Raw genomic sequence first — 13,292 nt, 5'->3', positions numbered from 1 at the left:
GTATACTGATTTTCACCTGACTGAAATATGACAATAATGTCATGAATTGTAATAAATAGGCACTTAAGTTTAATTTAGACAACAATATTGCCACAAAACGGATTCATTAAAGAAATCTAACCAAGCCCGTTTATACCTCACCCTTTTTCATTGTGAGATTAAACTCAGTGATTCTTTCTCTGGAAGACACTGTGATTTCGCCACCATGTGCCTGGACAATAGATCGTGTAATGGCTAAACCAAGCCCAGCGCCAATACTTCTGCTATGTTTCCTGGACTTGTCGGCTCGATAGAACCGATCAAACAGATAGGGTAAAGAACTCTCCGGGATTGCCTCTCCAGTATTTTTTATCTTGATAGAATTGTATTCTTCACCTTCTACAATCTGTATGGATACCATAGAGCCAACATCACAATGCCTCAGCGCGTTAGAAATAATATTGCCAACTGCACGTTGCAACATCTGTTTATCACCAAACTGCTCACAATCTCCACTTAACTCTAAACAAACTTCCTTTTCGTCAGCCATCAATTCATAGAACTCAAGGAGTGGCCTGATGATTTCTGTTAATTGGAGCACCTCTTTATTACTGTGAAGCAAGCGATTTTCAGACTTAGCTAAATAGAGAGTATCTTTGATAGTCTTGTTCAGCCTTTCCAGTTCCTCCATATTGGAAAGGAGTATTTCCTCATATTCATCCACCGCTCTTTTAGAAGATAAAGAAACGTGCGTCTGAGTCATAATATTGGTTAGAGGCGTTCTTAATTCGTGTGCGATATCAGACGAAAACTCACTGAGTCGATTGAAGCCACGCTGTAAACGTTCCAACATTTCATTTTGTGTTTCAACCAGTTGCACCAGCTCTACGGGAAGCTCTTCAACCGGTACTCTGATATCCAAGCGATTCGCGCTTACTTTACTCAGATACCTCTGTAAAACGAGCAGAGGCTTTAGCCCTTTGTGAACAATAAAAACGGCATATACACCTGATATTACGCTCGCTATGACAAACGCCCAAAATAGAACAATATTAAATTTACTAATAAATAAGAGATGATGGTCAACATTGAGTCCAAGCACAATAGCGCCGTATTGTGGGTGTTTTAGCTGAAACCGGAAAGCTCGATATGCGTGTCCATCGACCGTCCATTCCATCGAGTTCAACCTTGTTGAATTGTTGGGCAGAGATAACGTCGTGTTTGTGAACACAGGTATGCCCTCCCGGTCTAATACCCAAAGATATGCCGATTCTGCCTTTAACGCTGTAATAGCGTTATCACTTAAACTATCAAACGCGGAAAAGATTGTTTGGAAATGGTTATCGAGGCGTTGGTAATCTTGCTGATAAAAATGATGTTTAATTGAATACTGAAGAATTAAGGCAAATGAAGCAAGCACAACGAACGAAGATGCGATGTACATGAACATCAGCTTAGTTGCCATTGAGTTTTTAATTTTCAGCTTCATTCTAGAGAATCATCTAATTTATAGCCCATTCCACGCACCGTATGAATTAATTTAACATCAAAGGGCTTATCAATTTTAGCTCGCAACCTTTTAACTGCCACATCAATAACATTGGTATCACTATCAAAGTTCATGTCCCATATCAAAGATGCGATAAGTGAACGCGACAGAACTTCGCCACGTCTTTGCAGAAAGAGTTCTAATAAAGAGAATTCTTTGGCAGTCAGAGCGATCATCTCACCACTTCTGTAAACAGTCCGCTTCAAAAGATCCAGAGATAAATCAGCAAGATCTAGAGTTGCATCATTCTTCACTTGCCTATTTTGGTGCCTTAACGCATTTTTAACCCGGGCAAGCAACTCAACAAAAGCAAAAGGTTTGACGACATAATCGTTCGCTCCCAACTCTAGTCCCTTAACCCTGTCTTCGACCTGATCTTTTGCAGAAAGCATAATGATTGGCGTATTTAATTGACTGCTTCGCATTGTCTGTAAAACTTGCCAACCATTTAACTTAGGAAGCATGATATCTAATATAATAAGATCATAATGATTAGTAGTCGCTTGGTAGAGTCCATCGACACCGTCATAAGCGAGATCAACAACGTAGCCTGACTCTGTAAATCCCTTTTTTAAGTAGCTGCCTGTTATAGGCTCATCTTCAATAATTAATAGCTTCATTTTTAATAAATATCATGGTGTTATGTGCTTAAAGCTTTGAAATACATATTAGCTCAAATAACTGAATGGGATCTTGCTGAGTGAATATTCAGCAGACTCCATTTAGCACAGAAGTAACAATGACTCATTGACATTAAGAGCAATCAAGTCATTGTTACTTCGTTGTTTTAATGGTCACGAAGTTCTGCGTAATGATAACTGACGTTGACTTCCCCTTTATACAGTATCTGTCCAGCATTATTCATAAATTCCTGTACAGTAATATAACCGTTTTTATTCAAATGGACGTCGTTATTGGTTGATGTTGTAATCATCAATTTACGGTCGAGCTCTTGTGTCGAGCTGTTATCAAGTTCATGCAATTTCTGTAAGCCTAATTTATAAGCTTCTTGTTTTGAAGAGACCGCTTCGGTGTGAAATGTACGAGTTGCCAACCTTTCCTCATAATTGCCAAAAGTATCAATATACTGGCCAGCTAGGACGTTTCCACTTAGTAAAATCAAGGCTGCTGTCGTAAAAGTCGTTTTCATCAGTTTCATTGGATTTCCTTTTGTTGCGTTGATATTTGTAACTTGATCACATCTTAATGGTGCCATGGTGTCGAACTCTGGTCTTTAAGATGACAATTTTGTCATATTTCCTTAAAGTTAATGAGTTGAACTCATTGGTTGATATCAACGCTATACACAGAAAGATTAACAATGGAAACGGTCCGAATGGTAAAAATCGGTTAACCCATTAATAAGAAAAAGGTTATCCATAAGGCTCGACTTTGATTAAAACTCATGAGAAGAACATCCTGGATTCAATAAAATAATAATCTTGAATGATTTGATAACGCAGAAAAACGGTCAAGCGACTGCTTGACCGTCATAATAAAATTAATTGTATTTAATGATTCAATTAGAATACGACATTGAGCATAGCAACAATCTTGTATGTGTCCTCAGAGCTTTCTTGATAGAAATCCCCCATAAAACCGTAAGAACCACGCAAACTCAAGTCATATATACCCGCAAATTTTTTGCCAAACTGTGCAGCCAATTCAGCACCAAGATTCGAACCATTTGCCTGTGAAGCACTCTGAGGGGCATCGTCAGCCACTCTGAAGTAACCAGCGCCATACTTAACATAGTAGTCATCTTCTAGCATCTGATCACCAGAGAGCATCAAACCCAACAAGCCGTACCCTTGGTAAGCCGCATCATAAACTGCCTTACCGCCTTGCGAGCCGTTGTTATAGTATGAATCGGTTCCAAATATCATCAGGTTACTATTGTTGAGCTCATAACCTGAATTGTTTTCAGCAAAACGATCTGTCCCATTACTGCTGTCGTCAGCAGGAATATAGATACCGTGGACTTTAATATAACCGCCAGTCCAATGTTTTTTAGCATAGAGATTTAACATGAATGCTTCCCCATCAGAAGCATTTGAGTCCATTCCTGACGCAATCTTATAGAGTACAGAACCGCTATAAGCCATGTCACCATAAGTGTAGTCAACGTAGGATCCAAGATAAATATCGTCCGTTCGAGCAGCCGTGCCATTAATGGCATCTTCGTTCCTGTTGTTGATTGAGCCTCCAGTAAAACCGTAACTTAGATTATCGTTAGGGTTTAACTCACCATTCAACACGTAGAAGTCGACGTCGTCTGACGAATCTCTTTCTCCTTCATCCCATTTAAACCACCCCCCGCTCAGGTTGACCATGTCTATATTGCCCAAAAACGAGATGCCGTTCATGTCATCATCAGTCACGAAACTCTCATATTTGCCAAAACCATACCCTTGAATACCCGTTCGTACCTTCCAGTCCGTATTCGGTAGTCTAAAATCAACGTAAGCGTTTTTTGTCTCAATACCAACGCCATCAGAACTGAGTTTGCCACCTGAACCTGCGACCGTCTTACTGCCTTTTTCACCAAAGGGAGCATCGTACTCACCGTACCAAACCACAGAAACATTTTCATTCAGGTCGCCGGTGACCTTCATGCGCAGACGCTGATCAACCCAAGTACTACTATTATCGTCAGTTTCATCGAGGCTTTCCGCCGTGCCTTGCATACGGTAATAACCATTAAGCCTGATAGCAGATTGGTCATTTTTTAGTTTAGCGACTTCTGCGGTCAGTTGATCAATTTCACCCTTCAAACCATCTAGCGATGGTGAAGCGACATCAGCCAGTGCCGGAGCTGTAATTAGTACCACTGCCAAAGGAGCAGCCATTTTTAATTTTTTTTCAATCATTTATGCAATTTCCTTGTGTTGTCGAAACAGGACAAAAATCTATTGATTCTCATATAACTTTCGACATTCCTACCCCCTACTACAGAAAGAGAGGGGCCATTTAATTGCATGCCAGTACTAACAAAGTCACGAAGGAGACAAAGAAAAATATGCCATATAATATTATGGTATCGCCCCACTCAACAAAATTAAAATACTGGCAAAGCAATATCACGCTGCTTTCTACTCAAAAAATAATTAAGCAGACAAAGCTGCTTAATTTGTTCTAACCATGCATATTTTTGAATAGGTAATCATTCATCTAATTTCTATAACGGAGAAATTAACAATTCATTCATGTCATAAACATGACTCAAAAATGACATTCGTGTAATTTTAATATCCTTTGCCATTTGTATTTTAAGTATTCCCAGCACAGAGGAAAATATAGAAAAAAGCGATAAAAGCAGTTCATTGCTGTAGAAAAACATTTAGAAGCGTGATGTTACCAAAAGCAATTGCTTGGATAAAAACAAAAAAAAATCAAAACCTCACATAAACAATAACAAAACACCCTCTGCATCGTAAAGCTTAACAATTACCTATCATCCTATTAATTTTTCTGTAATTAATAATTAAGAACAATGGCGTTATGTCTTATATTTATTGTTAATTCCATGACAAATCTGTCATTCCCTGGTCAGGAAAAATTCATTATATTGCATTTATACTAGAGATCCACTGCTTACTCATATGGAAACATTTGAGGTTCATTATTTTATTTATCATTTATAGCTGAGCATTAGGCTCAGCTTTTTTTATTATCACTACTTAATAAACATTATCTCCATCTAATATGAGATTAAACAGAGAGAGAATGAATAATAACGACAGAAGATACGAATACGAAAAATCTGGTTCGCTCTTTTCACCAAAGAAACAAGCAGTACTGAGATGAACGATTAGCAATAGACCTAAGGAAGAGGGCACCAAATTTCATATTTGTTGAACTTCCTTGTCTCTTCAATGGCAGAGAACGAAAGAGTGCCACGGTAAGCCCGCGCAGACACAGCACTTCAAAATATGAGAACCGACCTGAACAATCTATCAACCTCATTTCATGTGGCTCAGCTACCCAACGTCTCTTTTTAATTAAAGCGAATTTTTATACATCTCAGCTCAACCAGGCACCATCCAAATAATTTGCTGATTTATGAAAGCTTAAACTGACTGATCAGCTTACTCAGTTGAATTGATAAACTACCGACATCACTACATAACGAGTTGATATCCATAATCGTGTTTGTATTTCTACGAGCAATTTCACCAACGGATTTCATATGTTCACCGACACGATCCGCGACGATACTTTGCTGACCAGAAGCACTAGCAATTTGAGTATTCATATCAGAAATAACTGACACGGACTCTTCAATAGCCGATAGTGCGTCGCCCATGAGGCTAACCTGTTCAACACTGGACACGGTTTGAGTTTTACCATTGTTCATTGCCTGAACAGCATCTTGGATACCATGTTGTAGTTTTTCAGTGATAGTATGTATCTGAGTGATTGACTCTCGAGTTCGCTGTGCAAGTAGCCTTACTTCGTCAGCAACAACCGCGAAACCACGACCATGTTCCCCCGCTCTTGCTGCCTCAATGGCCGCATTTAAAGCGAGAAGATTCGTTTGCTCCGCGACTTCATAGATAACATTTAATATATTGCCAATATCACCGGACTCAACTTCCACTACAGATAATTTTTCAGCAGAATCACCAACGGATTGAGCTAGCTTATTGATTATCTGCGTGGTCTCTTTTGCAATGATATAACCTTTCGTTGCTTGCTCCCTTGCTTCACTTGCTGTTTGTTCAGCCATTAAAGTATTTTGAGCAACATCTTTTACGGTCGCTGTCATTTCCGTCATTGCAGTTGCTACGGAATCGGTTTCCTGTTCTTGTCTCTGGATACTGTTGGAGTATTTCTCCGTCAGATTGATCATCACCGAAGATGTTTGATTCAGCTCTTTACCGGCTTCAGCAATCGTGCTGACCATACTTCTCAATCGTATCGTCGTAACATTGATCGCATTGAGTAACGTTCCAACCTCATCTTTTCGAACACTTGATTCGTCAGAGCAGCCCGATAAATCTCCCTGAGAAAGCTTATCTGCTGCATCGATAGCTTTCAAAATGGGCTTAGTAATCGAGATAGTCATCAAGTACGCCAAGACAGTACCGATTAAAATGGCAATAAATGAAATAGCAGTAGTAAACTGGATACTCTGCTTTGTTGTTGACTTCAATGCCAGTTCGGTTGTTCTCTTGCTATCATTGACGGTAGATTGAATCTCTAATATGTCTTTTTCTATTTCAGTTTCTAAACCTTTAAGGCGAACTTGAATCAATTCTTTTCGGGCAACTTCGGCCTGTTGAATCAAACTCATTGCTTGAAGATACGATTTGTGTGACGTGTGATACTGAGTAAGGAGGCCTTTCAATGAATCCTCGGTTAACAGGTTCTTTAACGCCATAGCTTCGCCTTTCAACTCTTGCATATCTTTCAAGGCTATATCGTAATTTTCATCACTGCTTGACTGTAGAAACTTCAACACATTGATCCGACTTGATAGCAGCTTTTCCTGAACCAGAGATGCCCGATACGCAGAGTCTGTGTCACCATAATCATAAGCCTTGACTGCAAGTTGACGCATGGTACTGAACATATGCTCACCACTCCGTTCAAGGACACCATTCAAAACATCGCTTCTCTGTTTTGTTTGGTTGATTACATCTGAAAATATTTCATCATATTGATGCAGTTTATTTGATATGTCGTTAAGCACTTTTGCATTTTTCATGTCGAATGAGGGTAAGTGCATCTGAAGGGCTTTGTCCAACTCCGAGATATGTTTGTTGTAGCGTTGAATGTCTGTATCACTATTTGACAATAAGTACGCTCGTGTATCTTCTTTCACTTCAATCAATTTATTTCGAATATGATAACTAAAGTCAGACACTTCACTAAGGCGACTATACGATTCTATACCCAAATCAGCCTTATTCAGCGTGAAAATACTCATCATCACTATAATGGAAAGAAATACCATAGAGTCGCAAAACCCAGGCCTATCTTTTGACCAAGTTTCAAGTTATTAAACATTTATATTAATCCAGCAAACATTCGACACATCAGATAGTTATACATGAAGTTACAAAATATTCAGATGATCTATATCATGCTAAAAATCAATTAAAATTTTGAAAAAAAAGAAAAAAGCCCGGCCATAAGCACGAGCTAAATTTAAAGTAGATAAAGAGAAATTGTGTACGGAATCGGTAACTAGCTTTCTTTTTCCATCATATTTTTTCCCATTGCTTTGTCGCAACCTTTCTCTGACATCATCTGATGCATTTCAGTCATCATGGCATGCATCTGCGACATCATCTGCTGGTGATTTTCCATGTTCTGCATCATATCCATCATCGGCATTTCAGCGGATGAAGAAGTGTTACTCTCCGAACCGTGGTGCTGATTATGAGAACCTTCGGTTGCGCTGTCTTTTACCATATCCTGTGCAAATATTGGTGCAGAAATAAGGCTACCGATCAGCATTGTTGTAAGAACAGTTTTCATTATTCAATCCTTATTCTCTTTTTTAAATTTAAAGTTGTACGGCGTTATCAAAAGACTTAGAAATCTTGGTTTCCTGATTCGTTGCTTTGAATGAGATAAATCAAGCGCTAAATCGACCACCATCATTCGTTTTATCTTCTACCATTTGCACCTCTTTCTTATCCTGCGGTTCTTGAGAAGCATCCTGATCTTTTGTACTTCCTGGCATCATAAATTTCATCATCACCCCGTGCATGACCAGACATAAAATCAGAGGCACAAGTGCGGTACCAAGCAGAGACGGACTAAACGAACTCATGGTTGAGGAGAGAACCAGGAACGGTATTCCGACCATAAACAGTACACATAGAAGCATCATCCAACCATGGCCTTTGTGCGCGCCGTGTCCCGAATGGCAACTGTGATTTTTGTTGTTAGCTTTCATAACTTTCTCCAAATTACTTACTCTATCTAGTGCTGATCTTAGCCTACAGTACCTGTCAGTAACCGGACGGTAATGATGACAATATTGTCATTTTCTGCCGAGTTGTTTCCCCCAAAACCACCAGATGATCAGTACAATGGCTGTAAGACCTATTACGTTCACCCACATATCAACCTCCTATTTATTACTGATAGAACGGCCAGGCTTGTATAAGCGCAACCGGTTTGCGTTAGTGACGACCGTAACAGATGACAGCGACATTGCTGCTCCTGCAATGATTGGACTTAGAAGCCAGCCCGTAAATGGAAATAGTAATCCTGCTGCGACTGGTATACCCAGGGAGTTGTAAATGAACGCCCCCCAGAGGTTCTGTTTGATATTTGTCATCGTTGCACTGCTGATCCCTATAACATCTGAAATACCATGCAGAGAGCTTCGCATCAGAGTGATATCCGCACTTTCAATGGCAACATCGGTGCCGCTTCCGATAGCAAACCCAACGTCGGACTGAGCAAGTGCCGGAGCATCATTGATCCCATCGCCAACCATGCCGACAACTTTTCCCTGTACCTGAAACTCTTTAATCCAGCTAAGCTTATCCTCTGGCATTAGCCCTGCGTAAAACTCGTCAACATTGGACAAGCTCGCAACCGCCCTAGCCGTATTTTCGTTATCTCCGGTTAGCATAACGACATGAATACCTTGTTGGTGAAAACGATCAATCGCACTTCGGGCATCTTCTCTTATAGGATCGCTGATACCAAAAAGAGCCTGAATATCGTTATCTACAGCAAAGTACACCACAGTATTTGCATCTTGTTCCCACTGGATGGCGTATTCACTCACGGTCTCTGTTTTCAGTCCAAACCGATTCATAAGCTTATCGTTACCAAGGAGCAATCTTTTCCCGTTGTAGTGAGCCTGCACTCCCATACCGGTTAAGGACTCAAACTCGGATACTTGTGGTGACTCTCCAGATTGAGCGTGGTGTTGCGCATAGCTGGTTAATGCCTGAGCCAATGGGTGGTTAGAGCCTTTTTCCAAAGTCTCAACCAGCGACAAAATATTTTCTTCACCCGAAAAGACACGGAAGTTTGTGACCTCAGGTTTACCCTGTGTGATGGTCCCGGTTTTATCCAATACGACAACATCCAATTCACTTGCCCGCTGTAAGGCTTCTCCGTTGCGGATCAAACCACCAAACTCTGCCGCCTTCCCAACTCCAATCATGGTAGATATTGGCGTCGCCAGCCCGAGAGCGCAGGGACAAGCGATAATAAGTACTGAGGTTGCGGCAACAATCATATAGGCCAGAGTTGGCTGCGGACCAACGTTGTACCATATCAAAGCAGTCATAATGGATAAGATCATAACTGTTGGTACAAAAACGGCAGAAACCTTGTCGGCTAAGTGACTAATAGGAGGTTTCGAGTTCTGCGCATTGGAGACCATGCTGATAATCTGAGCAAGAACAGTGTCACTACCTACCTTTTTCGCTTCAAACACAAAACTTCCCTGACCGTTTATGGTGCCTGCGGATACCTGGCTGCCCGGTTGCTTCTCTATGGGAATCGGTTCCCCGGTTAACATAGACTCATCTATCGTCGTACGCCCATCAGTGACCACACCGTCCACAGGAATTTTCTCACCTGCTCTTACCCGGATCTTGTCACCCCGCATCACCTGTTCGACAGGAACGGAGACATCTTGTCCGTCACGAATCACCACCGCAGTTTTTACTCTCAGATCAAGTAACCGTCTGATAGCCTGAGACGTTCTGCCTCTGGCCCGAACCTCAAGCGCTTGCCCAAGGTTGATCAAACCGATTATCATTGCGGTCGCCTCAAAATAGAGGTGTCTGGCACTTTCAGGTAACCATTGAGGTCCTAAAACTACCACCATTGAATAGAGCCAGGCCGTCCCAGTGCCGAGTGCAATAAGGGTATCCATGTTGGCGTTACGATTTAAGAACGCTTTCCAGGCTCCCTTAAAAAAATGCTTGCCGGCTCGCCACAAAATAACCAATGTCAACAATCCGATACCAAGCCAGAGAGCTTGCTCTGAGAGGGTATTTACATTCATAGGGCCACCCAGTAGGCCATAACCCATCAATGGAATACCCAGTCCCAGACCGATAATACTTTGCCTGATTTTAAACCGATACTCTTGGGCTTCCTGCTCTGCTTTGATATCTTCCGCCTCATCAGCATCAACGATTTCACTGGCATCGTAACCAACCGCCTGAATAGCCTGAATAAGTGATAGTGTTGATTGATGAGACTGAACGGTCGCTGTACGGTTGGCAAAGTTGACATCCACAGATTCAACACCTTCCAGATTTGTCAGAGCCCCCTCAATGGTATTGACACAACTGGCGCATGTCACTCCCACTAAAGCCAGATTCACCGTCTGTTTTTGAGCCAATAAATCCATATGAACACTGGTCGTATTAGCTTCAGCCACATCGGGAACAGCGGTATTCCGCTCTTCGTTTAGGCCACTGTACCCTAACTCCAGTAGAATACGTTCCACCTCTGAATCACTGACATGGCTATTGACAACTAACCGCTGAGCCAAAATGTCCACTGACACATCAGCATTGTTATCAACATCTCTAATGCCAGACGTGATTTTTTTAACGCAGTTTTGGCAAGAAACGTTAGCCAATATTGTTTCGTATTGGTGAATTACGGGCAAAGTCGCAGCATATCCAGTGCTGGAAATAATTTGTATCGCGTTTTCTGGTTCCAATGTGGTAATAAGGTCTGTTTTATCTTTACTATTATTAATAACCAGAGAGATATCAGGATCGCTTTCCCTTAAAGCAGAAACGATCTTTGTAACACAATTGCCGCAACTGACACCTGATAACGCAAGAGAATATTCTTTAACCTTCATTTTTTGCCTCCTGAGAGTTAATCGATGGATGTTTATCTGACCAGTCTTCAATCAGGCAGCATATCGCCTTCCCGTCAGGAGTCATGTCTGGTTCATGCACCCACTCGGAATAAGTTTCTTCCATAACAGCCAGGTGCATCTGATATTCTTTAATTTTTTGTTGTGTCTCAGATATTTTATCACTCAGCATTTTCCGTACTTTCGGACAGGGAGAATTTCCTTGCTGAGAGTATTCTATGATCTCTTCAATCTGGCTTAAGCTAAAGCCAATACTTCGCGCATGACTAATAAACCGCAATCTATCCACAGCACTCGGTGGGTAAATTTTATAGCCGTTACTAGGGTCTTTCGTCGCAGAGATCAGTCCTTTTCTGGTATAAAAGCGAACCGTTTCCGCAGTAACCCCGACTGTCCGGGCAATTTCAGTTGTCAGCATACTTAACCCTCTGAATGGCAACAAAATAGTGAGATAGCACAAAATTCCTAAGGATAATCAACCAAATAAAAAAACTAACAACACAATGACCGCTAACATACCTAAAGTCACTTTCAACAATAATTTAGGGTCACTGGTTCCGCCATTAGGCGCTTTATTACAACAACTCATAACGAACTCCTTACATCTTTATCTATGTTTCTATTTTGAGTTTAAAACCTGTGTGCAACACATAGGTCAAGAGACTATCGTCAATTTTCCTTTTATTCAGAACCTGAAGGACATATCAAGAACATGCTGGTTGTATTGCAATCTGTATTCACCGGGTTGTGCTTTCCACGTATACGATTCTGTTGCATAGGGTTCGATTGAAAGTGTGTGATTATTACCAATCGGCATCAAAGACAAATCGATAGAGTCAAAAGTTTTGTTGAATATAACCAGTTGATTATCTGATTCTTTATCAATTTCCACCTTGGTGTATGAAACCTCTCCATCAATCGTCCACTCAATGAGTTCCAATTTACCCAAAGCTTTGAGATATCCAGCCAGAGCATATTTATCTCCATCGCTAAGTGCATTATTCAGTAGCTTCATTGTTGGCTCATTCTGAAGGGCATAATTTATCTGGCTTAGTGAATGGTCTCTTATATTTCCCCCCACGTTACCGCCCCCTTGAGCAAACAGACCATGGCATGCGGTGCAGCCATAGCCACCAACCGCACGAAAAAGGTTTTGGGCTTGTTTAAATTCAGCAGAATCCAGTGCTAATGCTGGTACGTCTTGGTTCACTTCTTTCAAACCAGAGTTCCTCTCTGAGTCATGCATACCTTCATGAGCGAATGCTGTGATCGAATTCAATCCAAGTAGCAAGGCAGCAAAGCAAGCTAAAGGTTTTCGAATATTCACTGATGATTTTCCTTTTCGAGTTGATAGATACTGCAAAAATGCTCGTTATCTAATAACGAAATTGAGCCGGTTATACAGACAAACGTCATGCAAGATAAGCATGTCAAAGCCACTGTTGACGAGGGTATTAACCGTTAAGAAGGAATCAGACTATTGGAGGGTGATACAAATTGCCTGTTACCGAGTTGACATACTCAGCAGTTTCCCTGAAGAAAGGGATACGTTGGGGTGTTTGATAGTTTGTGATGATGACTTGAGAAATCAGCAGAGCGCTAGCTGCACAGCTCGAAGGGTAGCACTGATGCTCTGGATTCATATCATTGGTTGAATCATGACAATCTGTTTCGGTCGTTATTGATTCGAGTTGTGATGACAAACACTTCAAATGCTCATCATGTGAAAGAGACGATACAGTTAAAGAATCGCCCCTATTTTTGAGCGGCATATTAAGAGAGGAACTGGCAGAGACACTAGAGAGCAATAAAGCAAACAGTGTGAGTCCGGTTAACCAAATTGTATGCAACGGTTTTAGCATCACAACCTCTCAGGCATCCTTACAAAATTGTGTTTATGACACAACCTAAGAGAACTTATAGACCCTTCCCTTAGGG

At 41.1% G+C, this 13,292-nt stretch carries 10 protein-coding genes; all 10 read right to left on the bottom strand.

Annotated features, from left to right (window positions below; genetic code table 11):
- Positions 1-130 precede the first annotated feature (130 nt).
- The 10 genes from DBX26_RS25265 to DBX26_RS25220 all read right to left on the bottom strand — a co-directional run bounded on the left by DBX26_RS25265 (position 131) and on the right by DBX26_RS25220 (position 12,681).
- Positions 131-1,468, bottom strand: a complete 1,338-nt coding sequence (locus DBX26_RS25265; RefSeq protein WP_025767103.1) for a heavy metal sensor histidine kinase — start codon at positions 1,466-1,468, stop codon at positions 131-133.
- A complete protein-coding gene (locus DBX26_RS25260) occupies positions 1,465-2,148 on the bottom strand; it encodes a heavy metal response regulator transcription factor (protein ID WP_118121341.1) in 684 nt (227 codons plus the stop codon). The genes DBX26_RS25265 and DBX26_RS25260 overlap by 4 nt, the downstream gene beginning before the upstream one ends.
- Positions 2,149-2,315: 167 nt before the next feature.
- Positions 2,316-2,687 (bottom strand): DUF3316 domain-containing protein, encoded by a 372-nt coding sequence (locus DBX26_RS25255; RefSeq protein WP_025767105.1) that lies wholly within the window; start codon positions 2,685-2,687, stop codon positions 2,316-2,318.
- A gap of 364 nt (positions 2,688-3,051) precedes the next feature.
- A complete protein-coding gene (locus DBX26_RS25250; RefSeq protein WP_025767106.1) occupies positions 3,052-4,398 on the bottom strand; it encodes a hypothetical protein in 1,347 nt (448 codons plus the stop codon).
- A 1,190-nt stretch (positions 4,399-5,588) separates the two neighbouring features.
- Positions 5,589-7,430 carry a methyl-accepting chemotaxis protein gene (locus DBX26_RS25245; protein ID WP_162889795.1) on the bottom strand — a complete coding sequence of 614 codons (1,842 nt, stop codon included), beginning with the start codon at positions 7,428-7,430 and terminating at the stop codon, positions 5,589-5,591.
- A 290-nt stretch (positions 7,431-7,720) separates the two neighbouring features.
- Complete coding sequence (locus DBX26_RS25240) at positions 7,721-8,014, bottom strand: hypothetical protein (protein WP_074374617.1); 294 nt, start codon at positions 8,012-8,014, stop codon at positions 7,721-7,723.
- Between the two features lie 100 nt (positions 8,015-8,114).
- Complete coding sequence (locus tag DBX26_RS25235; RefSeq protein ID WP_118121339.1) at positions 8,115-8,438, bottom strand: hypothetical protein; 324 nt, start codon at positions 8,436-8,438, stop codon at positions 8,115-8,117.
- A 177-nt stretch (positions 8,439-8,615) separates the two neighbouring features.
- The gene (locus DBX26_RS25230) at positions 8,616-11,336 is read right to left on the bottom strand and encodes a heavy metal translocating P-type ATPase (protein WP_102963034.1); all 2,721 of its coding nucleotides are present in this window, start codon (positions 11,334-11,336) and stop codon (positions 8,616-8,618) included.
- On the bottom strand, positions 11,326-11,772 hold the full coding sequence (locus tag DBX26_RS25225; protein ID WP_102963033.1) for a MerR family transcriptional regulator: 447 nt from the start codon (positions 11,770-11,772) through the stop codon (positions 11,326-11,328). Before DBX26_RS25225 ends, DBX26_RS25230 begins: the two co-directional genes overlap by 11 nt.
- A gap of 267 nt (positions 11,773-12,039) precedes the next feature.
- The gene (locus DBX26_RS25220; protein WP_102963032.1) at positions 12,040-12,681 is read right to left on the bottom strand and encodes a hypothetical protein; all 642 of its coding nucleotides are present in this window, start codon (positions 12,679-12,681) and stop codon (positions 12,040-12,042) included.
- Positions 12,682-13,292: the final 611 nt, after the last annotated feature.

Source organism: Vibrio sp. dhg (assembly GCF_003443775.1).
Taxonomy (GTDB): Bacteria; Pseudomonadota; Gammaproteobacteria; order Enterobacterales; family Vibrionaceae; genus Vibrio; species Vibrio natriegens.
The sequence above is the reverse complement of the archived record's forward strand: the minus strand, read 5'-3'. Positions and strand labels throughout refer to the sequence as shown.